At 65.4% G+C, this 22,513-nt stretch carries 24 protein-coding genes; 11 read left to right on the top strand and 13 right to left on the bottom strand.

Features of this window, described 5'->3' with window-relative positions:
- Positions 1-17: 17 nt before the first annotated feature.
- Both BRAD285_RS17645 and BRAD285_RS17640 read right to left on the bottom strand, forming a co-directional pair.
- The gene (locus tag BRAD285_RS17645; protein ID WP_006613479.1) at positions 18-791 is read right to left on the bottom strand and encodes a hypothetical protein; all 774 of its coding nucleotides are present in this window, start codon (positions 789-791) and stop codon (positions 18-20) included.
- 32 nt (positions 792-823) lie between these two features.
- Positions 824-2,548, bottom strand: coding sequence for a type I secretion system permease/ATPase (locus BRAD285_RS17640; RefSeq protein WP_006613480.1), 1,725 nt, complete (start codon positions 2,546-2,548; stop codon positions 824-826).
- Positions 2,549-2,605: 57 nt separating this feature from the next.
- Here BRAD285_RS17640 and BRAD285_RS17635 point away from each other — a divergent pair, with 57 nt between their 5' ends.
- A complete protein-coding gene (locus tag BRAD285_RS17635; protein ID WP_244422294.1) occupies positions 2,606-4,414 on the top strand; it encodes an adenylate/guanylate cyclase domain-containing protein in 1,809 nt (602 codons plus the stop codon).
- An 8-nt stretch (positions 4,415-4,422) separates the two neighbouring features.
- Here the strand turns inward: BRAD285_RS17635 and BRAD285_RS17630 are convergent, their stop codons facing one another.
- The 3 genes from BRAD285_RS17630 to BRAD285_RS35810 form a co-directional block, all read right to left on the bottom strand.
- Entirely contained in the window at positions 4,423-5,769 is a 1,347-nt protein-coding gene (locus BRAD285_RS17630; RefSeq protein ID WP_006613482.1) for an HlyD family type I secretion periplasmic adaptor subunit, read from the bottom strand.
- A gap of 102 nt (positions 5,770-5,871) precedes the next feature.
- Positions 5,872-6,141, bottom strand: coding sequence for a DUF6719 family protein (locus BRAD285_RS17625; protein WP_006613483.1), 270 nt, complete (start codon positions 6,139-6,141; stop codon positions 5,872-5,874).
- Positions 6,141-6,293 (bottom strand): hypothetical protein, encoded by a 153-nt coding sequence (locus BRAD285_RS35810; protein ID WP_006613484.1) that lies wholly within the window; start codon positions 6,291-6,293, stop codon positions 6,141-6,143. The genes BRAD285_RS17625 and BRAD285_RS35810 overlap by 1 nt, the downstream gene beginning before the upstream one ends.
- A gap of 144 nt (positions 6,294-6,437) precedes the next feature.
- On the opposite strand from BRAD285_RS35810, the gene BRAD285_RS17620 reads away from it, so the two are divergent.
- The 3 genes from BRAD285_RS17620 to BRAD285_RS17610 all read left to right on the top strand — a co-directional run bounded on the left by BRAD285_RS17620 (position 6,438) and on the right by BRAD285_RS17610 (position 9,015).
- A complete protein-coding gene (locus BRAD285_RS17620) occupies positions 6,438-7,718 on the top strand; it encodes an ArgE/DapE family deacylase (protein ID WP_006613485.1) in 1,281 nt (426 codons plus the stop codon).
- A 116-nt stretch (positions 7,719-7,834) separates the two neighbouring features.
- The gene (locus tag BRAD285_RS17615) at positions 7,835-8,233 is read left to right on the top strand and encodes a PaaI family thioesterase (protein ID WP_006613486.1); all 399 of its coding nucleotides are present in this window, start codon (positions 7,835-7,837) and stop codon (positions 8,231-8,233) included.
- 128 nt (positions 8,234-8,361) lie between these two features.
- Positions 8,362-9,015 (top strand): GNAT family N-acetyltransferase, encoded by a 654-nt coding sequence (locus BRAD285_RS17610; RefSeq protein ID WP_006613487.1) that lies wholly within the window; start codon positions 8,362-8,364, stop codon positions 9,013-9,015.
- A gap of 105 nt (positions 9,016-9,120) precedes the next feature.
- On the opposite strand, the gene BRAD285_RS17605 is transcribed toward BRAD285_RS17610, so the two are convergent.
- From BRAD285_RS17605 to BRAD285_RS17595, 3 genes are all read right to left on the bottom strand, one after another.
- Positions 9,121-9,423 (bottom strand): hypothetical protein, encoded by a 303-nt coding sequence (locus tag BRAD285_RS17605; RefSeq protein ID WP_006613488.1) that lies wholly within the window; start codon positions 9,421-9,423, stop codon positions 9,121-9,123.
- Positions 9,424-9,500: 77 nt separating this feature from the next.
- Positions 9,501-10,199 (bottom strand): DUF2161 domain-containing phosphodiesterase, encoded by a 699-nt coding sequence (locus BRAD285_RS17600; protein ID WP_006613489.1) that lies wholly within the window; start codon positions 10,197-10,199, stop codon positions 9,501-9,503.
- Between the two features lie 95 nt (positions 10,200-10,294).
- Positions 10,295-10,975 (bottom strand): SDR family oxidoreductase, encoded by a 681-nt coding sequence (locus BRAD285_RS17595; protein ID WP_006613490.1) that lies wholly within the window; start codon positions 10,973-10,975, stop codon positions 10,295-10,297.
- A 131-nt stretch (positions 10,976-11,106) separates the two neighbouring features.
- On the opposite strand from BRAD285_RS17595, the gene BRAD285_RS17590 reads away from it, so the two are divergent.
- The 3 genes from BRAD285_RS17590 (at position 11,107) to BRAD285_RS17580 (ending at position 12,909) form a co-directional block, all read left to right on the top strand.
- Positions 11,107-11,805: an SGNH/GDSL hydrolase family protein gene (locus BRAD285_RS17590; RefSeq protein ID WP_006613491.1), complete on the top strand. Its 699-nt coding sequence runs from the start codon at positions 11,107-11,109 to the stop codon at positions 11,803-11,805.
- Between the two features lie 91 nt (positions 11,806-11,896).
- On the top strand, positions 11,897-12,115 hold the full coding sequence (locus BRAD285_RS17585) for a hypothetical protein (protein WP_006613492.1): 219 nt from the start codon (positions 11,897-11,899) through the stop codon (positions 12,113-12,115).
- A 98-nt stretch (positions 12,116-12,213) separates the two neighbouring features.
- Entirely contained in the window at positions 12,214-12,909 is a 696-nt protein-coding gene (locus BRAD285_RS17580; RefSeq protein ID WP_139020662.1) for a hypothetical protein, read from the top strand.
- 13 nt (positions 12,910-12,922) lie between these two features.
- Here the strand turns inward: BRAD285_RS17580 and BRAD285_RS17575 are convergent, their stop codons facing one another.
- Together BRAD285_RS17575 and BRAD285_RS17570 are read right to left on the bottom strand one after the other, a co-directional pair.
- Positions 12,923-13,696, bottom strand: coding sequence for a tyrosine-protein phosphatase (locus BRAD285_RS17575; protein ID WP_006613494.1), 774 nt, complete (start codon positions 13,694-13,696; stop codon positions 12,923-12,925).
- Positions 13,697-13,839: 143 nt separating this feature from the next.
- Complete coding sequence (locus tag BRAD285_RS17570; RefSeq protein ID WP_035647574.1) at positions 13,840-14,034, bottom strand: DUF2735 domain-containing protein; 195 nt, start codon at positions 14,032-14,034, stop codon at positions 13,840-13,842.
- A 548-nt stretch (positions 14,035-14,582) separates the two neighbouring features.
- On the opposite strand from BRAD285_RS17570, the gene BRAD285_RS17565 reads away from it, so the two are divergent.
- The 3 genes from BRAD285_RS17565 (at position 14,583) to BRAD285_RS17555 (ending at position 17,996) form a co-directional block, all read left to right on the top strand.
- Positions 14,583-15,617 carry a glutamine synthetase beta-grasp domain-containing protein gene (locus tag BRAD285_RS17565; RefSeq protein ID WP_035647576.1) on the top strand — a complete coding sequence of 345 codons (1,035 nt, stop codon included), beginning with the start codon at positions 14,583-14,585 and terminating at the stop codon, positions 15,615-15,617.
- 201 nt (positions 15,618-15,818) lie between these two features.
- On the top strand, positions 15,819-16,271 hold the full coding sequence (locus BRAD285_RS17560; protein WP_006613496.1) for a hypothetical protein: 453 nt from the start codon (positions 15,819-15,821) through the stop codon (positions 16,269-16,271).
- A gap of 102 nt (positions 16,272-16,373) precedes the next feature.
- On the top strand, positions 16,374-17,996 hold the full coding sequence (locus tag BRAD285_RS17555) for an ABC-F family ATP-binding cassette domain-containing protein (protein ID WP_006613497.1): 1,623 nt from the start codon (positions 16,374-16,376) through the stop codon (positions 17,994-17,996).
- A gap of 92 nt (positions 17,997-18,088) precedes the next feature.
- On the opposite strand, the gene BRAD285_RS17550 is transcribed toward BRAD285_RS17555, so the two are convergent.
- The 3 genes from BRAD285_RS17550 to BRAD285_RS17540 form a co-directional block, all read right to left on the bottom strand.
- The gene (locus BRAD285_RS17550) at positions 18,089-20,185 is read right to left on the bottom strand and encodes a PAS domain-containing protein (RefSeq protein WP_006613498.1); all 2,097 of its coding nucleotides are present in this window, start codon (positions 20,183-20,185) and stop codon (positions 18,089-18,091) included.
- A 191-nt stretch (positions 20,186-20,376) separates the two neighbouring features.
- Positions 20,377-20,622 (bottom strand): hypothetical protein, encoded by a 246-nt coding sequence (locus BRAD285_RS17545; protein ID WP_006613499.1) that lies wholly within the window; start codon positions 20,620-20,622, stop codon positions 20,377-20,379.
- A 152-nt stretch (positions 20,623-20,774) separates the two neighbouring features.
- Positions 20,775-21,209, bottom strand: coding sequence for a DUF1810 domain-containing protein (locus BRAD285_RS17540; protein WP_006613500.1), 435 nt, complete (start codon positions 21,207-21,209; stop codon positions 20,775-20,777).
- A 224-nt stretch (positions 21,210-21,433) separates the two neighbouring features.
- Between BRAD285_RS17540 and BRAD285_RS17535 the strand changes: the two genes are divergently transcribed.
- Positions 21,434-22,471, top strand: a complete 1,038-nt coding sequence (locus tag BRAD285_RS17535) for a DUF2778 domain-containing protein (RefSeq protein ID WP_006613501.1) — start codon at positions 21,434-21,436, stop codon at positions 22,469-22,471.
- The last annotated feature ends 42 nt before the right edge of the window (positions 22,472-22,513 follow it).

The raw sequence follows: 22,513 nt of genomic DNA, 5'->3' as shown, positions 1-22,513 counted from the left end.
GCTGTCCACGCTTACGATCATTCCAAGCCATACTGCGACATCAGCGACTGTACCTCGGGCCGGCGCATGATGCGGGCGATCTGGGTCTCGACGCTCGTCTCGGTGCCGCGTGCGGACGATCTTGCTGCCGGTTTGCGGGCAGGGTGTGCCGGGGCCGCGCTGGTCGGGGTCGGCTGACGCTGCGCCTGAACGGTCTTCTCGGGCGTCGGCGACTTGGTCGACGGGGCGACGGCAACGGCTTGGGCCCGGGACGGCGGGGCGGCCGATGCCGCCGGAGCAGCAGCGGTGGGCGATGCTGGGGCAGGTGCGGCGACGGTTGCGGCAGGAGGCGTTGCCGGAACTGCAGGCGGTGGCGCGACGGTGTTGGCGACAACGGGCGGCGCGACGGGCGTCGTGTTGGATGCTTTGACAATATCGGCTGTGGGCGCAGCGGCCACCACTGCGTTGGCCCGGAGTTGCGGCGAAGCTGCTTCCGGCGCGATGACAGGCGCAGGGACCGCCGTGAGCGTCGCGCTCGGCGGCGCAATCGGCGCAGGGGGCTCGATCACCGGCAGCGGCGCAGCGATGGCTGTCGTCTCCACGGGGGCGGCGATGGACGCGCTGGTGATCTTCTCGCTCCGGTCCAGCTCCGGCTTCTTGATGTCGCCGGGGACATTGAGGGCCTGCGTCTGGGCGTGAGCCAGCATCTGCCGTGCCGTCATCGGTGTTTCCGCAAAGGCTGCCATCGGCCACAGGACCGCGGCCGCAAGCGTCAGCTGGAGGGTCGTCGCGCGCGATGTGAACTTTGTCATGGCTGGCTCCTTGCAATCTGTGTTCGTTGCTTTCAGGCCGCGGCGCTGGCGGTCGCCCGGTCGTGGGCGACGACGACGCGCTGGCCGCGCATCTTGGCGATCACCTCGTCGCGCGGGCCGCATGCCAGCGTCTTGCCGAAGGCCATCACCATGATGCGGTCAACATGCGCCAAAAGCTGCGGGCGGTGCGTGACGACGATCACAGTTCGGCCGGCGGCCTTCGCCTGGGCCATGGCGTGAGCCAGCGCGCGCTCGCCATCCTCGTCGAGGTTGGAGTTCGGCTCGTCGAGGATCAGCAGCCGCGGATTGCCGTAAAGGGCGCGGGCGAGGCCGACGCGCTGGCGCATGCCGCCGGACAGCGCCACACCGCCTTCGCCGATCGGCGTGTCGTAGCCGTTGGGCAGGCGCAGGATCACGTCATGCGCGCCGGCAGCCTTGGCAGCGGCGACGACGGCCGCTTCATCCACCTTCGCAAGGCGCGCGATGTTGTCGGCCACGGTGCCCGAGAACAGCTCGATGTCCTGCGGCAGATAGCCGATGTGCTTGCCGAGGCGGTTCTGGTCCCACTGGCTGTAGGCGGCGCCGTCGATGCGGATCTGGCCCTCGCGCAGCGGCCAGACGCCGGCCATGGCGCGCGCCATGCTCGATTTGCCGCTGGCGGAGGCGCCGACGATCGCAAGGCTCTCACCGGCCTTGAGCGAGAAGCTCACGCCCTTGACCGAGGGACGGCCCGCCGCTGGCGGCCAGACCACGGCGTTCTCGACCTCGATGTCGCCGCGCGGCGTCGGCAGCGCGGTCGGTGCGGCGGTCACGGGCAGGGCCTGGAACAGCTCCTCGAGGCGACGATAGGCTGAGCGGAAGGCGATGATGCGCTTCCACTGGCCGACCACCTGCTCAACGGGGGCCAGCGCGCGGCCCATGATGATGGAGGTCGCCATCATGGCGCCGGGCGAGATCTGCTGCTCGATCGCGAGCCAGGCGCCGATGCAGAGCAGGGAGGTCTGCACGGCCATGCGGGCGAACTTGGTGACGGAATGCATCGCGGCGCCGCGCTCGACCAGCGTGCTGTGGGCATCGACCATCGCCGACTGCCGGCAGCTCCAGCGATCCAGCACGATATCGCCCATGCCGAGGCCACGCACGACCTCGCCGTTGCGCAGCGCCGCTGCGACGAAGCGCGAGGCTTCGTTGGCCAGCGCATTGGTGCGCTCGACGCTGGAGCGCGTGTAGAACTCGGTGAACAGCGCCAGCGAGAACAGCACGGTCGCGCCGAGCAGCGAGAGGATGCCGAGATAGGCATGCTGCAGGAAGCACAGCGCGACGAACACCGGCGTCCACGGCAGGTCGCAGGCGATCGCCGCGGTGCCGCTCGAGATGCAATCACGGATGGTCTCGGCGTCACGGATGATCTGCTGGCCGAAGCGATGCCGCGGCGACAGCTCGGCTTTCATCATGGTCTCGAACAGCGGATGGCGCAGCGTGCCTTCGAACTGGACGCCGGCGCGCGCCAGTACACCGGAGCGGGCGAATTCGAGGACGCCGTACAGCACAAGGAAAACCCCGACGATCAGCGTGAGCATCACCAGCGTGCCGAGATTGCGGCTGGTGAGCACACGGTCATAGACCTGCATGGAGTAGAGCGGCGAGGCCAGCATGCTCGCATTGATGAACAGGCTGAGGACGAAGGTCGCGGTGAGCGCGGGAAAGCAGGCGCGGAGCGCGGTTCCCAGCGGGCTTCGTGTGGTGCTCGTCGTCATGATCAGATCCCCTTGCAGTGACGCTGGGGAGCTTCGCGCAAGCGAGCGTCAGCGACCGTGATCGGCATCACACAGCGCGATGCCGATCTGCGGGCGCTTGAGTTGGCCAGTTGCAGCCGCTACCGGATGGATCAGACCTGCTCAGATCTCGAAGCTTGCCTCATCAGTAGAGACCTCATGCCTGCCGTCACGTCCCAGACCATCCGGCTCGTCTCCGGCCTCGTCCTGTTTGCATTCGCGGCCACGCATTTTCTCAACCATGCCGTCGGTCTGTTCAGCCTCGAAGCCATGGACGAGGTTCAGGAGTGGCGGCTCTTCGTCACGAGGTCCTGGCCCGGGATGATCGTTCTGGTGGCGGCGCTGCTCGTGCATGCCGCACTCGCGGTTTTTAAGACGATCCGGCGTGGCACCTGGCGGCTGCCGGCTTGGGAGCTGATCCAGCTCGCGACGGGATTTGCGGTCCCAGCGCTGCTGCTGCCCCACATCATCGAGACACACGTGGCGCATGCGCTGTTCGGGGTGCAGGACAGCTACCTCTACGCGCTCGCCTTGCTGTGGCCGAACCTGGCGTGGGTGCAGAGCGCGTTGCTGCTGCTGGTCTGGACGCATGGCTGTGTCGGCCTGCACCACTGGCTGAAATTCCGCAGCTGGTACCGCTTGGCGCAGCCGCTGCTGATCATCCTGGCCGTCGCGGTGCCGATGGCGGCGCTGATGGGCTTCGTGGTGTCCGGGCGCGCCGTCGCTGCGTTGCTGAGTGATCCGGCAATGGCTGAGCGGATGCGCGATGTCACGCATTGGCCGAGCGAGCTCGATGCGAAGTGGATCGGTCTGTTGAAGATGTCGGCATGGATCGCTGTGGCGGCGCTGCTCGTGGCCGGCGCGACAATCGTGGTGTTCCGCCACATCGCGCTGCTCGCGGCGCCGAAGGTGGCCATCGCCTTTCCCGGAGGCACGACGATCCAGGCGGCGATCGGTCCAACGCTGCTCGACAGCATCAGGAGCAACGATCTCTCCGATGGCTCTGAATGCGGCGGGCGCGCCCGCTGCGGCCTGTGCCGGGTTCGTATCGAGAAGGGCGCCGAGACTCTGCCCGCGCCAGACCGTTCCGAGCGCGCGGTGCTCGCGAACTTGGCTGCGCCGGAGAATGTGCGGCTCGCCTGTCAGATCCGTCCCACGGCGCCCCTCACGGTCACGCCTTTGGTCGGAGGCGGGGACGCGCCGACGCTCGTGGCGGCACAAGGTGATGGTCCGGGTGAGCGCCGAACCGTCTGTCTCGTTGTTGTCCGCGTGCGCGCCTTCGCGACCATCGCTGGTGACCGCTTGGCGTCCGACCTCGCTTTCATGATGAACGAGATCTTCGGCGCCATTGGTACGGCTGTCGACGCCCATGCCGGACGCATCGACCGTTTCCTCGGCGACGGCGTGCTCGCCGTGTTCGGTGAGCAGCAGGAACTCGATCAGGCCTGTCGCGACGCGCTGCAGGCTGTCCATGCGATGGATCTGGCCATGGACCGCGTGAACGAGAAGATCGCAGCGGAGATCGGCCGCCCGGTCGAACTCGCGATCGGCGCTGATATCAGCAACACTGTCGTCGGACGGTTGAGCCTGGGACGCATGACGCAGGTCGCCGTGCTCGGACTTGGAACGGAGCGGCCGGCGCGAATGGCGCAGCTTGCGGATGCGCGCGGTTGGCAGCTTGTGATGTCGGACGACGTTGCCACGCGGGCTGGCTGGAGTGATCTCGCCGGGACGACCCGCGAGACTCTCGTGGGCGCTGAAGGAGGCGGGACGGCCGACGTGATCGGCGTGAGCCGCGCCCGCGACATCGCTGTCGTGACGGGCGCCGCACAAGCGGCCTCTGGTTAGGCGTTGGCTCATTTTTCGCGGAAGGTCTTGGCGAGCGTGTTGAGCAGCGGACCGACCAGATATTCGAGCACGGTGCGCTCGCCAGTGGAGATGATGACGTCCGCCTGCATGCCCGGCAGGATCTTCTCGGCGATCTCGGGCGGAATGGTCGAGTAGTCGATCACGACGCGCGCCTTGTAATAGCTCTGCTTGGAGGACTCGTCGGTCACCGCGTCGGCTGAGACGCTCTGGACCTTGCCGAAGATCGTCGGCGTCGTGCGCGAGGAGAAATTGGCGAAGCGCACCTCGGCCTTCTGGCCGACGGCGACACTCTCGATGTCGCGCGGCGAGACGTGGGCCATCACGTCGACGCCTTCGCCGACCGGCACGATCTCGGCGAGCGTATCGCCGGGCTTCACGACGGCGCCGACGGTGTGGACCTTCATGTTCATGACGATGCCGTCGCGCTCGGCGTAGATGTCGACGCGGCGCAGCACGTCCTCGGCGATGACGAGCTTCTCGCGCAGCTCGGACAGCTTGGCGCGGGTGGCATCGAGCTGCTGGCCGACCTCGGTCTGGTACTTCTGCAGGGCCTGGTCGATTTGCAGGCGCGTCTGCGCCGCGGTCTGGGTCAGCCGCGCCACGTCGGCCTGAGCCTGGCCGAGGTCACCTTCGATGCGGGCGCGGTCGCGTTCCAGCTCAAGGAACTTGTTGCGCGGATAATAGCCGGCCGCGACCGCGGGTCGGACATTGTTCATCTGCGTGTCGAAGCTCGCGAGCTGGGCTGCGAGCGCGGTGCGCTGGCGGTCGCGGCCGGCGAACTCCTGCTGCTGCTGGACGATCTGCGAATTGAGGATGTTGATCTGGCTGATCAGGCCGTTGCGACGCTCGATGAACAAGCGCTGCTGGTCGGCAATGGCGAGCGCAGCCTCCGGCACATTCTGGCGATTGAGCAGGCTGTCGGGAAAGGTGATCATCCGGGCATTGCCGCGCTCCGCGAGCAGACGCGCTTCTTCGGCCAATGCGGCGTCCATCTGCTTGCGCAACAGGTCGGTGTTGGCCTGGGCTTCGATCGGCTGCAGCCGGAACAGCAGGTCGCCGCGGTGAACGGCGCGAGTCTCCTTGGCGAGGATCTCTCTGATGATCCCGCCTTCGCGGTGTTGCACCACCTTGTGGTCGCCTGAGACGGAGACGGTGCCCGGTGCGATCGCTGCTCGATCGAGCGGCGCAAAGCCGGCCCACACGCCGAAGCCACCGAAGACGAGCGCGATCGAGACGTAGCCGAGCAGGGCGTAGCGGCCGAAATCGGCCTTGACCGGCTGCGGCCGGTCGGCCGGTTCGAAGAAGCTCTGATCTTGCGCCAGTGACATCGCCATGTTCGTCCCCCGCCATCATCGACGGCAGGGAGCATCGGCGATTCCGCGCTACGGGACTGTGCGGTGGGTCACGCTGGCGCAGGAGGCGCGATAAGACGCGCGCTACTTCTTCTTCGGCCCGAAGCGCGGCACACACTGGACGGTGCGGACGATGCCGGTCTCCGCCATCTTCGACCCCAAGACCTCCTTGACCTGTCCGGCGGGGCAGGTGCCGTCATCGACCAGCACGCGCTGGCCGAGCCGGAGATCGGTGACGTCCTCCTCGCGCCCGACATATTGCGCATGGGAGGGGGCGGCCAGCAGAAGCAGGAGAGCTAGACCACTGAGACCGCGTGCGGCCATGCTCGGAAACACCGGGATTCGAAACCGCATCACTTTCCTTCGATTTTCAGTCCGTTGGGTCCGAGATTGATCTGGACGCCGGTCGGCTGCCTCTTGGCTTGATAGAGATTGTAGCCGAGCACGATTACCGCGGCGCTCAGAATGCCGAGCAGAAAATAGAGAATGTTGCGGTGATCCGACATGCGAAATTCCAAAGAGCACCGTCCTGATGCGTATGCGCGAATGTACGGGCGGCCCTGCGATTCTGAAAGCAGCGGCAAATCCGGTGCCGTTGTGCATCGGAATGTGATTTGCTCCGGCGATCAGCAATGGGAACCAGGACAGGCATGATCACCCAGGACATTACGCAACGGCTCGTCGAGGCGGTCGACGCCGGCTTCGATCGCCAGATCGCCACGACGCGCGACTTCGTCGCGATTCCCTCGACGCGCGGCGCGGAAGGGCCATGCCAGGACATGTTCGGCGATCTCCTGCGCGCGCGCGGCTACGAGGTCGACGACTGGCACATCCATCTCGATGACCTCAAGGACATGCGCGGCTACGGCCCGATCGAGCACGATTTCTCGAAGGCGCGCAGCGTCATCGGAACGTATCGGCTGGCGACCGCGGCCGGACGCTCGCTGATCCTGCAGGGGCATTGCGACGTCGTGCCCGCCGGTCCGCTCGACATGTGGGAGACGCCGCCGTTCTCTCCGGTCATCCGCGATGGCCGGATGTATGGCCGCGGCGCGTGCGACATGAAGTCCGGCACCATCGGCGCGCTCTACGCGCTCGACGCCATCAAGGCCGCCGGCTTCAAGCCGACCGCGCGCATTCACCTGCAGTCCGTCATCGAGGAGGAGAGCACCGGCGTCGGCGCGCTCTCGACCCTGCAGCGCGGCTACCGCGCCGATGCCTGCTTCATCCCGGAGCCGACCAGCGAGAAGATGGTGCGCTCGCAGGTCGGCGTGATCTGGTTCCGGATCAAGGTGCGCGGCTTCCCGGCGCATGTGTTCGAGGCCGGGATCGGCGCCAATGCGATCAAGGCGACTTATCATCTCATCCACGCCTTGGAGAAGCTCGAGGCCGACTGGAACGAGCGCGCCAAGAGCGACCGCCACTTCAAGACGCTCGCGCATCCGATCAACTTCAATCCGGGGATCATTCAGGGCGGCGACTGGGCCTCGAGCGTGCCGGCCTGGTGCGATCTCGACTGCCGCATCGCTGTCCTGCCGGGCTGGTCGATCAAGGACTGCCAGAACGAGATCCTCGCCTGCGTCGCCGCGGCCTCGCGCGATCACCGCTTCCTGTCCAACAATCCGCCGGTCGTGGAATGGTCGGGCTTCCTGTCGGAAGGCTATGAGCTGACGAATTCGGCCGAGCCGGAGGCCGCCTTTGGCCGCGCCTTCAATGCCGTCCATGGCGGCGAGGTGCAGGATCTCGTCTTCACGGCGCTGACCGACACGCGCTTCTATGGGCTGAACTACAACATCCCGAGCCTGTGTTTCGGCGCGACCGGTGCGGCCATGCACGGCTTCAACGAATATGTCGAGCTCGACTCGCTGCGCCAGGTCACCAAGACCATGGCGCTGTTCATCGCCGAGTGGTGCGGAGTCGAGAAGGCCTGAGCGCCAACATTCGGGCCGAAGGCCATGACCTCCCAGGTCATTGCCTTCGGCTCTATCAAACATTCAGACTCGGCAGACGCGCGCAGACGTGTCGCCGCGAAAGGGGAGGGCCCGGCATGACGCCGCTCGAGAAGATCAATTCGCTGAAGATGCCGTTCGCGGAATTGAAGGGCGTGATCTTCACCGAGGCCAGCACCGAGCGCGTGGTGGCGCAGATGCGGGTCCGGGCTGATCTCTGCACACTGCATCACACGATTCACGGCGGCGCCGTCATGGCGCTCGCGGATTCCGTCGGGGCGGCCGCGACCGTGATCAACCTGCCGGAGGATGCGAAAGGCACGACGACCATCGAGAGCAAGACCAACTTCATCGGCGGCGCCAAGGAAGGGAGCGTCGTAACGGCCATCGCAACACCGGTGCATCGTGGCCGCCGCACCCAGGTGTGGCAGACGCGAATCGAGACCGAGGACGGTAAGCTGGTGGCGATCGTGACCCAGACTCAGCTCGTGCTGTGATGATTCGTACACAAACGACCTGTTAACTCACGCATCCGGTGCATGGCGTCATGTTCTCCCCGTAGAGCGCGGGGCTTGCAATGAATGTTGCGATGCACAATATATCTCCTGTCTAGGGAAAGACGTCTGTGCGGGAGGGCTTCGAAGAGGAGTCTTTGGCAGTGTCACAGGTAGATATCTTTCGTCCCCGGCCGGGCTTCGGCTATGTGCGGACGCTCAGCCAGCACGAGGAACTGCCGCTGCTGCGCGATCATTTGCTGCGGCTCGATCCCGAGAGCCGGCATGATCGATTCAACGGTTTTCTCGATGACAGTTTCATCGAACGCTACGCGGCCCGTTGTGCGGCCGATGGCACCATCGTCGTCGCCTATATGGAAAACGGCGTGGTGCGCGGCGCCGCCGAGTTGCATCCTCCGGAGCAGTCCGAGGACGGCCTTCCGGAGATCGCGTTCAGCGTCGAATCCTGCGTGCGCCGTCGCGGTGTCGGCAGCCTGCTGTTCGAGCGCGTGATTTCGGAAGCGCGCTGGAAGGGCTATCGCGAGTTGCGCGTGACGACGGGATCGCAGAACCATGCGATGCGGGCGCTGGCGGCGAAGTTCGGCGCACATCTGGCGTTCCGCCATGGCGAGTCGACCGGCACGATCGATCTGAGCCAGCAGCCGCAGGATGAGTTCGCCAAGCTCGTGATCGAGACGCCGATCGCCGCGGCGCGCGCATTCTTCAATCTCAATCGCGCCTGCTGGAAGCTGGTCACGCGCATGTACGATAAGCGCGCCGCCTGAGGCGCGCGCCGTTCTCCATCAAAAAAGGCGCTGCAGCGATGATCGCTGCAGCGCCCTTTCATTTGACGTGATTGAGTTGGTTGCGTCGACGCCTGTCGAGGACGCTCAGGCGGTGCGCTTGTCGAAGTTGAAGCGGCGCACGGTGCGGCGCTCGACCACGACGGCGCGTTGCTGCGTGCCCTGATCCGCGGTGATGACGCGGGTGTTGGTGCGCGCCGCGACCCGGACGGCCTTCTTGACCTCGGGCAGCACCTGCTCGAGGGGCAGTCCCATCAGCGCCGAGGCAATCTCTGCCTGAGCCTGCACGTCATCGGTGATGCCGGACGCCGCGAAGATCGCCTCCTCCAGAGTCGGGGGATCACGCCTGACGCGACGCGGACCGTACTTGGTGTTCCAATCTTCGCTCATGGGGGCCTCGTGAATCGTCCGGGATACCTAGAAGCAGCATTGTTGCATTGCAATATGAAATCTGCGCGGCAGCCCAGCTATGCGTTCACCGTGTCGCGATCGGGCAACGCTGCCTTGGTGATGTGGATATCCTGAGGCCAGCGGCGCAAGGCCGCGTGCCCGGCTTTGGTGAGGGCGTAGATGCCGCGCTCGGCGCGGTCGAACCAGCCATAGACATTCCGCTGTAGGATCTTCGGTGCGTCCGGGATGTCCGCGCGCAGATCGCGGACCCGCTTCGGGCCGCCGGACAGCGCCGAGGCGCAGGCCAGCGCCTGCTGCCGGTAGGCCGTCATGATCGGCGCGCGCGTCGAGCCGCCGGCGACGGGGTCGCCCTTGCGGCGCTGATGCTCGCTGACGAGACGCGATCGCTTCTTGGGATTTTTGCGTGGCGCCGTGGTCGGCGGATGCACCAGCACCTCGACCTGCCCGTTGGAGGTGACGGCCAGCATGCCGAAGCCGAGCCTGCGGCACAGGTTGCGGTAGCGTGCATCGCTCTCGCGGCCCTTGCCGCGCGCCGATAGTTTCGCCGCCACCCAGACCTCGTCGCAGGCTCCGGCGCGATCGACCGCTTGCAGCAGCAATTCCAGGTTGAACGCCTGTTTCAGCTCACAGATGACGACGATCGGCGGATCCTCGCCCTTCAGCGCCACCACGTCACAGCCGCCGACTTCCCCCTTGGCCGAGAAGCCGAGGCTTTCCAGGAAGCGTTTGACGGGGAGGTAGAGCGCGGTTTCCAAGGGGCGTCCACGTTTGCGACTCAGGCGGGCGAGTCTAGCCCGAGGCATCCTGCGATGTCAGCGGGCAACGACATTCCTGATACCGATTGTAGCTGCTACATGCGGCCAACCACCGGTATCAACGCGCCGGTGACGCCGCTCGCGGCGTCGCTGGCCAGGAACAGGATGACCTCGGCGAGTTCCTGCGGCGTGACCCATTTGTCGAAATCAGCCTTGGGCATGCTGGCGCGATTGGCCGGCGTGTCGATCGTCGAAGGGAGCACCGCGTTGACGGTGATCTTGCCCTTCCATTCGGCTGCGAGCGCCTCGGTCAGGCGGTGCACGCCGGATTTGGAGGCGGCGTAGGGGCCCATGCCGGCGCCGGCCTGCAGCGCGCCCATGGCGCCGATATTGACGATGCGCCCGGTGCTGGAGCGAACCAGATGCGGGATCGCGGCGCGAGAGGTGTGCAGTGCCGTCATCAGGTTGCGCGCATGCATCTTCTCCCAGACGCTGTCGTCGCCCTCGGCGGCATTCTCGAACGCAAAGGCGCCCGCGATGTTGATCAGGGCGTCCAACGTGCCGAAATGGGCCGCCACGGAGTCGATTGCGACCTTGGCCTGCTCAGGATCCGACAGATCGACGCCGCCAAGCTCGATCCGGTCATCACTCGCCGGGATCTCGGCCTGGGCATGATCGATCCCGGCCACGTGCGCCCCGCGCGCCAGCGCCAGATCGGCCACGCTACGCCCGAGCGCGCCCTGCGCCCCCGTAATGACAATCACTGCTCCGTTCATTCCGTCCCTGATCCCGTTGCCACGCCCCGCAGCGTCGTCTTTTTATACTATTGCCAAGCGGACCAGTTGCAATGGCTGCGCAGCCGCGGCATGCAATTGCAATCAGAAAGCGTGGTTCGTCCGAGGTGACCATGACCGCGACAAACTCGTCCGCATTTCCCAACGTTTTGACCGCGTTTCGGCATCCGCTGCGGCATTTCCAACAGAGTGTGGGCGCACAGCGCAAGACCCGGATCGTGGCGCTCGGCTCATCCTCCACGGCGGGCACCAACAATATCGTCGCGTTTCCCGCGCGGATCGAGCAACGGCTGCGCAAGGCCAATTTCGGCTGCATGATCGATGTCCTCAATCGCGGCATCGGTGGACAGGAAGCGGCCGAGGAGCTGTCGCGCCTCGAATGCGATGTGCTGGCGGAGCAGCCGTCGCTCGTCATCTGGCAGGTCGGCACCAATGCGGCCTATCGGGCGGGCATCTACAGTCCCGACGAGGTCGAGGCGGCGCTGCGCGTCGGTCTCGGATGGTTGACCGGGTTGCAGCGAATGGATGTCATCGTCATGGACCTGCAGTACACGGCCGCGATCGTCGAGAAGCCCGATCGGCTGGCTTTCGCTTTGGACATGCAACGGCGGATCGAACAGGTCACGACGGCCGCGGGCGTCAACCTGTTCCGGCGCTGGGACCTGATGAAGGGCTGGTGTGACGCCGGCCTGCCATTGTCAGCCTTGGACGACGGTCATGACGATCATCTCCATATGAGCGAATGCGCGACCGCCCAGGTCAGCGAGGTTCTTGCGCATGCCATCATGGCGAGCCCGGCACCCGCCGCCTGATCGATAAAATTTGCCCGAGTTTCGTAAGCAGATCGCCAGCGTCGCGGGGTAGCTTCGTCCAGTGCCGTTTGATGGGCGTTGGAGCTTTGTCATGATGAGACATCTGCAGGACCACGGTTTGCCGCTGGTGCAGCTGAAGGAGCAGCGGCGGGATCTCGTGGTCGCCTTGCAGAACCGGTCGGGGCCGGTGAGCGGCTGGGAGTTGATGCAGATCGCCGCCGTGCAGCAGGCAATTTCCGCGTTCGAAGAGGTCATCGCTGATCTCGATGCGCTCGAGGCGGCCGAAAGCGCCGACATCGAAGCGGCCTGATCCGACATCGGAAGACGTCGTGCCCCTGCGCGCGGAGTGGTCGACAACGATGATATCTCGGCGTGCACTCCGGGCGCGCCGCCGCTAGCATGCTCCGCATGGACCGGATTCGCACCGTCGCGATCATTGCCTTCGCCCTGAGCCTGGGCTCGGTTGCGGCGAAGGCCGGCTGCGCTCCCGATCAGCATCAGAGCTTCATCTGCGGCGATGGCACAGCCGCAATCCGCATCTTTCCCGATACGATCTCACCGTCGCGACAGCTCGCCTTCGGTTGGCGGACATCCAAGGGATTGCCCAGCGGGCAGGCGGAGCCGGCCGCTGATGTCGAGAACGTCCTGGTCAAACTGTCGGACGGCGCCGTGCTCGGCCGGCTCGGCGGCGCCTATTGGGCGACCGGCGAGATGCGCGCCAACCGCTATGACCTGATCGCCGCCTGGTCGCCCGACAGTCGTGCCGTGGTCGAGGTCGCCAACAGCCGATGGGACACCGACGCGTTCCGCTTCTACGCGATCGGCGACGCCGGCCTGGTCAGCCTCGATCTGCATGATCTCGTCGAGCCGGCGGTGCGCGCGAAGGCTGCGAAGAAGGTGGAGAAGGGGCGCGTGTTTCGCGTGCGTGAGGATCTGCCTGTGAAGCTTGAAGCTGATGGCCGCCTGACCTTTGCTGCGATCCTTTTCATCCCGAAGAGCGAGGAACCGGCGCTCGGCTTCCGAGTCGAGCTCATGATCAAGACGGTGAAATCGGCTGCTGCGGCGCGTGTGATATCCGTTGAGCGGGCCAAGCTGCCCAACTGATCAAGTACGACGGTCAGCTCGTGAGATACCGCTTCTGCAGCGCCTTGCGCTCGGCCTGATCGATGCCCAGGCCACGGCGAAGATAGGTGTCGATATCACCATGCTCTTGGCGGATCGTGTCGAGGGCCGCGGCGAGAAACGACGCCTGCACCGTGCCGATCGCCTCGAGCACCTCGTCGGGAAGATCGGGATGAGCCGCTGTCTCGCGGCGAAAATACTGATTGGTGAGCAGATAGTCGTCGAGGATGGTCTCGTCCGGCACATCGAGAGCGGACAGGACCAGCGCGCAAGCTACACCCGTGCGGTCTTTCCCGGCCGTGCAGTGAATCACCACAGGAGCATGGTCGGCGAGAAGATGATCGAACAAAGCGCGGAAGCGCGGCGTGTAGTGACGGATGTAGTTGCGATAGGAGTCCCGCATCAGCTCTAGCGCATCGTCGGTCGTCAATCGTCCAGCCGCCCAGCGTTCTCTGAGAGCTGGGACGACGCTCGGTTCGATCGGCAGCGTGTGAACGGCAATCTCGGCAATGGTGCAGACGCCAGCAGTGCGCTCCTGCTGACCGCGAAAATCCAGCGCGGAACGAATCCCCAGTCCGCGGATAGCCGCGGTGTCGGCTTCCGTCAGCCGACCGAGATGGTTGGAACGGAAGATCTGCCGCCAGCGGACATGACGTCCAGCGCGGCTGGCATAGCCGCCGAGATCCCTGAAGTTGCTGGCGCCTTGAAGGCCGAGATGACGGGGAGGGGACGGCGACTCTGCAGCGGACATAAGGGCACTGTACGTCAACCGAGCGTCCCTGTGAAACCTGCGAAGGCTCAACCGACGGTCTAGACGTTGCTCTGAAGCGCGGAGAAAGAAAAAGGGCCGGAACCTCGTCGGTCCGACCCCTCAGCAGATGCGCGAAACATGCGTTACGGGACTTGTCGACATCAGCGGTCCCACGCCGGCTTGGCTTCCTGAATCGCCTCGTCGTGATACCAGCTGCCGCTGTAGATGGTCGGCTGGATCGATGGCGCCGTCGGCCGGGCTGCCGAAGCTCCGGCAGAGCGGGATGCGAGGCCGGCTCGCCCCCCGCGCGGAAATTGGTAGATCCTTGCGGATCCCTCGGTCACATTGGTCTCCATTCGCTAAGTCTCCTTCCCATCGGGGCGAGGTCATGGTGCGCCCGACTCGTTCTCTTGTGGTTACCGCTTTCGATATCGGTGGCTGCCCCGGGGAATGCAACATGATGAAAATGAAATCACATGTTGCGCATTTGGAAGGCATTCCGGGTTTTGCCTCCTGCGAAGCAACGTGCAGCTGACTAACGCTTGGGCCGGACCAAAGGTTGCGAGAACCCCGGCTCCGTCTTTTCGAAAATGTCCCGGGACTGCCGATACCTTGTTCGGGCGATTTTCCGCGACGCCGCAAATGCCAAGGAATCAAGCGGGATTTTGACATCGCCCGCGCGCCGCCATGCGCTCCGTGCAAACCCGGCCGCGCGGCTTTGTCGCACCTCCTGGGTGTGCCAGCCGAGGCTGGCGGTGCCTGGATCGTCCGTAGCGCCTGCGGCGGGACGTCGCGGGACTTGGCACGTTCCGTGCTTAAGAGTGCGCTGGCCGATCGTGGCCGGGTAAGCGCGGGGAGCCTTCGATTGCTGGGCTCCCACCTTTCGATAAGACAGAGAGGCTCAATGACGAAATACAAGCTCGAGTACATCTGGCTCGACGGCTACAAGCCGGTGCCGAATTTGCGCGGCAAGACACAGATCAAGGAATTTTCCTCTTTTCCGACCCTGGAACAGCTGCCTCTTTGGGGTTTCGACGGCTCGTCGACGATGCAGGCCGAAGGCCATAGCTCCGACTGCGTGCTGAAGCCGGTCGCCGTGTATCCCGATGCCGCCCGCACCAACGGCGTGCTGGTGATGTGCGAAGTGATGATGCCGGACGGCAAGACCCCGCATCCGTCGAACGCGCGCGCGACCATCCTTGACGATCCGGACGCCTGGTTCGGCTTCGAGCAGGAGTACTTCTTCTACAAGGACGGCCGTCCTCTCGGCTTCCCCGAATACGGCTACCCGGCTCCGCAGGGTCCGTACTACACCGGCGTCGGCTTCAAGAACGTCGGCGACGTCGCCCGCAAGATGGTCGAAGAGCATCTCGACCTCTGCCTCGCGGCCGGCATCAACCACGAAGGCATCAACGCCGAGGTGGCGAAGGGCCAGTGGGAGTTCCAGGTGTTCGGCAAGGGCTCGCGTACGGCCGCCGACCAGATGTGGATGGCTCGCTACCTGATGCTGCGCCTCACCGAGAAGTACGGCATCGACATCGAGTTCCACTGCAAGCCGCTCGGCGACACCGACTGGAACGGCTCGGGCATGCACTGCAACTTCTCGACCAAGCACATGCGCGAAGTCGGCGGCAAGGAGTACTTCGAGAAGCTGATGGACGCTTTCAAGGAAGCCCGCGCCGACCACATCGCCGTGTACGGTCCGGACAACCACATGCGTCTGACCGGCAAGCACGAGACCGCCTCGATCGACACCTTCAGCTGGGGTGTTGCCGACCGTGGCGCCTCGATCCGCGTGCCGCACTCGTTCGTCAACAACGCCTATAAGGGCTATCTGGAAGACCGCCGTCCGAACTCGCAGGGCGACCCCTACCAGATCGCGTCTCAGGTCCTGAAGACGATCGCGACGGTCCCGACCGGCGCGAAAGCCGCAGCCTAAGACGCCGAATATCATACCCCGGGGCAGGGGCTGACGTGATGATCCGCCGGAGCAGCCGCTCCGGCGGATCATTCGTTTGTGACGGCAGGTCGGGTGCGGGGTCTGGCGGTCCGTCTTGATCAATCGCAAGTCCGGCGTCCGACAGTGGCGGTATGTCTGTCTTGGACGGCGGAGACGCGGATCTGGGAAGCGGAGTGTCGAATGAGCTATCGGAAATGGGTGGTTGGCGTCGCGCTCGCCGGCACGGCAATCGCGCTGGCCGTGGCACCGTCCAATGCAGACCAATATCTGCCGCGGCTCGGCGACATCATGAACCTGGTGCAGGTCAGGCACGCCAAGCTGTGGTTCGCCGGGCAGGCCAAGAACTGGGACCTCGCCGCCTATGAGCTGGTGCAGCTCAAGCAGAGCCTCGCCGATGCCGCGGGCTTCTATTCGGGGCTGCCGGTGGACAATGTGACCACCTTGAGCCAGCCGATCCAGTCGATCTCCGATGCGATCACGGCGAAGGACGGCAAGCGGTTCGCCTCTGCCGTGACCGAGCTGACCTCGGGCTGCAATGCGTGCCACGCCACCATGGAGCGCGGCTACGTCGCCATCCGGATCCCGACCGAGAAGCCGTTCGGCAACCAGGATTTCCGGCCGCAGGGCCGCTGACCGAGCCCTCGTGAGGCTTGAGTTGCGGTGCGAAATTGCGCCTTCCACCGGCGGCGCGCATCGACTAAGAGCGGCGGCAACCCGTCCACCGCCTGAGCCCTCATGATCCGCCTCGACAACATCAGCAAGCAAGTCGGCCACCAGATCCTGTTCATCGAAGCCTCCGCGGCCCTGCAGCGTGGGGAGAAGATCGGGCTGGTCGGCCCCAACGGCGCCGGCAAGTCGACCTTGTTCCGGATGATCTCGGGCCGCGACCAGCCGGACGAGGGCCAGGTCTCGACCGATCGCGGCATCTCGATCGGCTATTTCAACCAGGACGTCGGCGAGATGTCTGGCCGCAGCGCCGTGGCCGAGGTCATGGACGGGGCAGGGCCGGTGTCGTCGGTGGCCGCCGAGCTCAAGGAGCTCGAGGCCGCGATGGCCGATCCCGATCGCGCCGACGAGATGGACGACATCATCGCCCGTTATGGAGAGGTGCTGGCCCGCTTCGAGGAGCTCGACGGCTACGCGCTCGACAGCCGTGCCCGCGAGGCGCTGGCCGGCCTCGGCTTCTCCGAGGAGATGATGGACAAGGACGTCGGCCTGTTGTCCGGCGGCTGGAAGATGCGCGTCGCGCTGGCCCGCATTCTCCTGATGCGTCCCGACGTCATGCTGCTCGACGAGCCGTCGAACCATCTCGATCTCGAAAGCCTGATCTGGCTGGAGCACTTCCTCAAGGGCTATGAGGGTGCGCTGCTGATGACCTCGCATGACCGCGAGTTCATCAACCGCATCATCAACAAGGTCATCGAGATCGACGCCGGCCAGCTCACGACCTATTCCGGCGATTATGACTTCTACGAGCAGCAGCGGGCGCTGAACGAGAAGCAGCAGCAGGCCCAGTATGAGCGCCAGCAGGCGATGCTCGCCAAGGAGATCAAGTTCATCGAGCGCTTCAAGGCGCGGGCGTCGCATGCGGCGCAGGTGCAGAGCCGGGTGAAGAAGCTCGACAAGATCGAGCGCGTCGAGCCGCCGAAGCGCCGCCAGACCGTGGCCTTCGATTTCCTGCCGGCGCCGCGCTCGGGCGAGGACGTGGTGGCGCTGAAGAAGGTGTCGAAGAGCTATGGCAGCCGCCGCATCTATGACGGGCTGGATTTCACGATCCGCCGCCGCGAGCGCTGGTGCGTGATGGGCGTCAACGGCGCCGGCAAGTCGACCTTGTTGAAGCTCATCGCCGGCACGGCCGAGCCCGATGACGGCTCGGTGACGATCGGCGGCAGCGTCAAGATGGGCTACTTCGCACAGCATGCGATGGACCTCTTGGACGGCGAAGACACCGTATTCGAGTCGCTCGAGCATTCGTTTCCGCAGGCGGGCCAAGGCTCGCTGCGCGCGCTCGCCGGCTGCTTCGGCTTCTCCGGCGACGACGTCGAGAAGCGTTGCCGGGTGCTGTCGGGCGGCGAGAAGGCGCGGCTGGTGATGGCCAAGATGCTCTACGATCCGCCGAACTTCCTGGTGCTGGACGAGCCGACCAACCATCTGGACATGGCGACCAAGGAGATGCTGATCGCAGCGCTCTCGAATTTCGAGGGTACCATGCTGTTCGTCTCGCATGACCGGCACTTCCTCGCCGCGCTCTCCAATCGTGTGCTGGAGCTGACGTCCGACGGGCTGCATCAATATGGCGGCGGCTACACCGAATATGTCGCCCGCAGCGGCCATGAGGCGCCCGGTCTGCGCAGCTGAGGCGTCGGCCACGGGTCATTGTTTCAGCCATTCGAACACGCGCGGGGCGGCACGTCGGAGCGAGCGCGATCATCGGTGACCTTTCCCCATGCTCACCCCTCGATCATCTCCCTGACCCGCCCGGCGAGCGCCTCGACGTCGAACGGCTTGGTTAGAACCTGCATGCCCGGCGCAAGCTGGCCGCTGTTGAGGATCGCGTTCTCGGCGTAGCCGGTGATGAACAGCACCTTGAGATCGGTGCGCGTCGCACGCGCGGCATCTGCGAGCTGACGGCCGTTCATGCCACCGGGCAGGCCGACATCGGTGATCAGCAGATCAATGCGTGCATCGGACTGCAGGGCCGCAAGGCCGCTCGGGCCGTCCTTCGCTTCGATGACCGCGTAGCCGCGCTCGTCGAGCACCTCCATCACCAGCATGCGCACGGTCGGCTCGTCGTCGACCACGAGAATGGTCTGGCCGGTCCGCGCTGACGTCGCAGCGCTGGCTTGGGCAGGACCGGCGGCCTCGGCTTCGCTGACATAATGACGCGGGAAGTAAAGGCACATCGTGGTGCCCTGGCCGAGCTCGGAATAGATCCGCACCTGCCCGCCGGACTGCCGCGCAAAACCATAGACCATCGACAGGCCGAGGCCGGTGCCCTGGCCGATCGGCTTGGTCGTAAAGAACGGATCGAAAGCGTGCTCGATCACATCTGGCGTCATGCCCGTGCCGGTATCGGTGACGCACAGCGAAATGTACTGGCCTGGCGACAGATCGCGCTCGCGCGCGGCGCGGTCATCCAGCCATTTGTTCGCCGTCTCGATCGTGATGCGGCCGCCTTCCGGCATGGCGTCGCGTGCATTGATGCAGAGGTTGAGCAGGGCGCTTTCGAGCTGCGAGGAGTCGATCAGCGCCGGCCAGAGCCCGCCGGCGGTTACGACCTCCAGGTGGATCTGCGGGCCCACCGTGCGGCGCACCAGCTCCTCCATGCCCATGACGAGGCGATTGACGTCGGTCGGCTTGGGATCGAGCGTCTGCCGGCGCGAGAAGGCGAGCAGGCGGTGGGTCAGCGCGGCGGCGCGCTTCGAGGCGCCCTGGGCCGCCGCGACGTAGCGGTCGACCTCGGTGAAGCGGCCCTGGCGCATGCGGGTCTGCAGCATCTCCAGCGAGCCCATGATGCCGGTCAGCAGATTGTTGAAGTCGTGGGCGATGCCGCCGGTCAGCTGGCCCACGGCCTCCATCTTCTGCGACTGGCGCAGCGCCTCCTCGGCCTCGCGCAGCCGCGCCTGCTCGCGCAGCCGGTCGGTGACGTCATAGGCGAACTGATAGGCGCCGATCTGCTCACCTCCGGCGTCGCGCAACACCGAGAAGCGCAGCTCGTAGAAGCGGCGGTCGCGGCCGGCCACGCCGAACTCGCCGATCTCGACGAACTCCTCGCCCTGAAGCGCGCGCGCCCACACGGCGCGGACGGCCGACTGGTGCTCCGGAAGATGCTTGAACAGCTCAAGCAGGTCGTCGCCGACCTTGGGGTGGACGCCGAAGATGCGGCCGAACTCCTGCACGGCGGCACTGTTGATGGCGATCAGGCGGAACCGCGTGTCGACCACTTGCACGAAGGCGTTGGTGCCCTCGACGATGTCGGCGAGCAGCTTGCGCTCGGCCAGCGCGGCGACGACGCGCGCTTCCAGCGTATCGTTGATCTCCTGCAGCGCGACCTCGGCGCGCTTGCGGGCGGTGATGTCCTGGAACAGCACTGCGACCTGACGCCGGCTGGCCGGCTCGACCCTGAACGCCGCGAGCTCCAGATAGCGGCCGGTCGCGACCAGCTCGCGCTCGAAGCGGATCGGCTCGCCGGTGCGCAGAACGGCGCCATAGAGATCGACCCAGCCGCCGGCCTCGGCGGGCACCATCTCGCGGACCTTCTGCCCAACCACGTTCGGAATGCCGGCATGCAGCGCATAGGCCGGGTTGGCCTCGACATGGACGTAGTCGCTCAAGGGACCGTGCGGGCCGTCCAGGAACTCGATGATGCAGAAGCCTTCATCGATCGAGTTGAACAGCGTGCGGTAGCGCTCCTCGCTTTCGGCGAGCGCCGTTTCGGCTTCGGCGCGCTTGCCGGCATCGGCGGCGAACAGCGCCTTGAGGCGGGCATTCTCGGTTTCAAGCTCCAGCAGGCGCTGGCGGAGCGCGTCGGCCTCCACGGAACTCACGCGGCACAAGCCTCGTCGGACTTCGAAATCAGGGGGGCGTTACAAGGCATGAGCAGCTCGATGTGGAGTTCGGCTGACAACATACCATGTCAACAAGGCCTGCGGTACGCTCCCTCCGATGGAACTTGCGGAATGGTTGTCAAACGCCCCGCCGGTGTCGCGGCGGGGCGTCGGTGTCGCGAACGAATCTCTTAGCCGCCGGCCTCGCACTTCTTCATGAAGGAGGTCTTGGCGGCGCCGGCGAGCTTCTTGCCGTCGGAGCCGACGGCCTTGGTCTCGCAGGTCTCGGCCATGCACTTCTTCATGAACGAGGTCTTGGCGGCACCGGACAGCGCCTTGCCGTCCTTGCCGACCGCCTTGGTCTCGCAGCTATCCTCGGCGAAGGCGGAGCCGGCGGCGAAGGTCGCGAGCGCGGCAATCAGGAAAAACTTCTTCATGAGCGTGTCTCCTTGGGACAATCAATGCGGCGGATGGGAGCCGCAAATCTTGGCGCGATCAAGTTTGCTGTTCCGGCTATCACCCGAAATCCGGCACGACCAGCGGTCTGCTCATCAGCATGCTACCGATGACGCTCGTATGACCAGCATGGCTAGACGCTCCCGCGCTGCAGAAAGGCCAACGTCGCCGGATCGCGCTCGCCGTCGCAGTACCGATCCAGCGCCGCGGCGAAATCCGTATTCGGATTGACGGAATCGAACAGCGTCATGCAGGAGCGGAACTTGGCATCGTCAGGCGAGCCCAGGATCTGCCGAAGCGATTTGCCGGTCACCGCGAGCACCAGGCGGGTGCATTCGAGGAGACGCGGCCCGAGCACAGGGTGCGCGAGATAGGCCTCGGCCTCTGCGCGTGAACCGATGGCGTAGCGCTGCGCCATGGACGAGCTGCCCAGCCCCGCAACCTGGGGGAAGATGAACCACATCCAGTGGCTTTGCTTGTGGCCGGCCGCAAGTTCGGCGGTCACGCGCGAATAAATCGAATTCTGTGCGTCGACAAATCGGCTGAGGTCGCCAGAATTGGCATTCATTTTCTTCTCCAACCCATTGAACAGTCGATAGTATCAGTCGATTGTCCGCGGCGGGCCACGCACTTTCGCCGCCCCGCTTTCCGGCCTGACCGGAGCAATCCGGGCTGGCCTTTGTCTAGATTATGCCGCACTCTTGCCATCCTATGTCATGACGGGTCGAATCGTACCCCTTGGGGTCGACACCTTCTGCGGGTGTTCGAAAAGGGGGGTATATCGGGGACGTGATGGCTTCCAGTGAAGCAAGCGTAGACGTTCTGTTGTCGCAAAGCCGCTTCGGGCGCTCCGAAGCGATTGCTGTCGTGCTCGCCGCATTGGCGATCGCGGCGGGCGCTGCCGCATGGATCGATGCCAGCAGCGAACCGGCGGCCCCGGTTGTGACCGCCGCGCTTCCCGCCGCCCCGCCCATCACTTTCGAAACCCGCTTCGCGCCGGCTTCCGCATCGGCCTCGGCCTATTCCGAGAAGGACGCAATCCGCGCGCTTGACCGGTTCGCACTGCGCGGCATCGATCGTCAGCTGCTGGATGCGCGGGCTGCGCTGGTGAAAGGGATGGAATCCCGCGATCCCGCCGCGCGCGACCTCAATAACAGCGACTGGCGGCCGATGCTGACGGAAGGCAACACGGTCGCGATGCCTGCCCCCGGCGTGCCGCTGCCGCGTCCGCGTCCGTCGCTCGCAAACATGCCGACCAGCCTCGTCACGGCCAGCGCGACCGAGGCGGTGGGCCGTGTCGATGATCGTTCGATCCTGCAGAAGCTGTCGGATCTGCTGCCGAGCCCGACCAAATTCGCCTCGCTCGGGCCCGACGCCGGCATCGTCCGCTCTGGCGTCGACCTCGCGGCGCTCGGCTATGACAAGACCGCCGTCTACGACATCAAGGCCAAGATGGTCTATCTGCCCTCGGGCATCGGGCTCGAGGCGCATTCCGGCATGGGCAACCTGCGCGACGACCCCGAGCACGTCAACCAGCGCATGGTCGGCGCGACGCCGCCCGCGACCTATGACCTGAAACCGCGGGAAAAGCCGTTCCACGGCGTGCGCGCCCTGCGCATGAACGTGGTCGAGGGCACGACCCTCGGCCGCAGCGGCTTGCTGACCCACCCCTATATGCTGGGTCCCGAAGGGGATTCGAACGGCTGCGTCTCGATCAAGAATTACGATCGCTTCCTGAAGGCGTATGATGACGGCGAGTTCAACCGACTCGTCGTCGTCGTCGGGCTCGAGGCTGGCACCCCGACGCGGACCGCGCAGAAGACCGAGTGACGCTTCGTCCTCGGGCGCGACCGCGGCGGCGCCGCCTGTCGC

Origin of the sequence: Bradyrhizobium sp. ORS 285 (assembly GCF_900176205.1) — a bacterium.
Classification (GTDB): domain Bacteria; phylum Pseudomonadota; class Alphaproteobacteria; order Rhizobiales; family Xanthobacteraceae; genus Bradyrhizobium.
Note: the sequence above shows the minus strand (reverse complement) of the source record. Positions and strands in the feature narration are given on the sequence as shown.

What these genes read in the sequence shown, in the direction of transcription:
- BRAD285_RS17645 (WP_006613479.1), bottom strand. Translation starts at nt 791, where the DNA reads ATGACAAAGTTCACATCGCGCGCGACGACCCTCCAGCTGACGCTTGCG.
- BRAD285_RS17640 (WP_006613480.1), bottom strand. Translation starts at nt 2,548, where the DNA reads ATGACGACGAGCACCACACGAAGCCCGCTGGGAACCGCGCTCCGCGCC.
- BRAD285_RS17630 (WP_006613482.1), bottom strand. Translation starts at nt 5,769, where the DNA reads ATGGCGATGTCACTGGCGCAAGATCAGAGCTTCTTCGAACCGGCCGAC.
- BRAD285_RS17625 (WP_006613483.1), bottom strand. Translation starts at nt 6,141, where the DNA reads ATGCGGTTTCGAATCCCGGTGTTTCCGAGCATGGCCGCACGCGGTCTC.
- BRAD285_RS35810 (WP_006613484.1), bottom strand. Translation starts at nt 6,293, where the DNA reads ATGTCGGATCACCGCAACATTCTCTATTTTCTGCTCGGCATTCTGAGC.
- BRAD285_RS17620 (WP_006613485.1), top strand. Translation starts at nt 6,438, where the DNA reads ATGATCACCCAGGACATTACGCAACGGCTCGTCGAGGCGGTCGACGCC.
- BRAD285_RS17615 (WP_006613486.1), top strand. Translation starts at nt 7,835, where the DNA reads ATGACGCCGCTCGAGAAGATCAATTCGCTGAAGATGCCGTTCGCGGAA.
- BRAD285_RS17605 (WP_006613488.1), bottom strand. Translation starts at nt 9,423, where the DNA reads ATGAGCGAAGATTGGAACACCAAGTACGGTCCGCGTCGCGTCAGGCGT.
- BRAD285_RS17595 (WP_006613490.1), bottom strand. Translation starts at nt 10,975, where the DNA reads ATGAACGGAGCAGTGATTGTCATTACGGGGGCGCAGGGCGCGCTCGGG.
- BRAD285_RS17590 (WP_006613491.1), top strand. Translation starts at nt 11,107, where the DNA reads ATGACCGCGACAAACTCGTCCGCATTTCCCAACGTTTTGACCGCGTTT.
- BRAD285_RS17585 (WP_006613492.1), top strand. Translation starts at nt 11,897, where the DNA reads ATGATGAGACATCTGCAGGACCACGGTTTGCCGCTGGTGCAGCTGAAG.
- BRAD285_RS17580 (WP_139020662.1), top strand. Translation starts at nt 12,214, where the DNA reads ATGGACCGGATTCGCACCGTCGCGATCATTGCCTTCGCCCTGAGCCTG.
- BRAD285_RS17570 (WP_035647574.1), bottom strand. Translation starts at nt 14,034, where the DNA reads ATGGAGACCAATGTGACCGAGGGATCCGCAAGGATCTACCAATTTCCG.
- BRAD285_RS17565 (WP_035647576.1), top strand. Translation starts at nt 14,583, where the DNA reads ATGACGAAATACAAGCTCGAGTACATCTGGCTCGACGGCTACAAGCCG.
- BRAD285_RS17560 (WP_006613496.1), top strand. Translation starts at nt 15,819, where the DNA reads ATGAGCTATCGGAAATGGGTGGTTGGCGTCGCGCTCGCCGGCACGGCA.
- BRAD285_RS17555 (WP_006613497.1), top strand. Translation starts at nt 16,374, where the DNA reads ATGATCCGCCTCGACAACATCAGCAAGCAAGTCGGCCACCAGATCCTG.
- BRAD285_RS17545 (WP_006613499.1), bottom strand. Translation starts at nt 20,622, where the DNA reads ATGAAGAAGTTTTTCCTGATTGCCGCGCTCGCGACCTTCGCCGCCGGC.
- BRAD285_RS17540 (WP_006613500.1), bottom strand. Translation starts at nt 21,209, where the DNA reads ATGAATGCCAATTCTGGCGACCTCAGCCGATTTGTCGACGCACAGAAT.
- BRAD285_RS17535 (WP_006613501.1), top strand. Translation starts at nt 21,434, where the DNA reads ATGGCTTCCAGTGAAGCAAGCGTAGACGTTCTGTTGTCGCAAAGCCGC.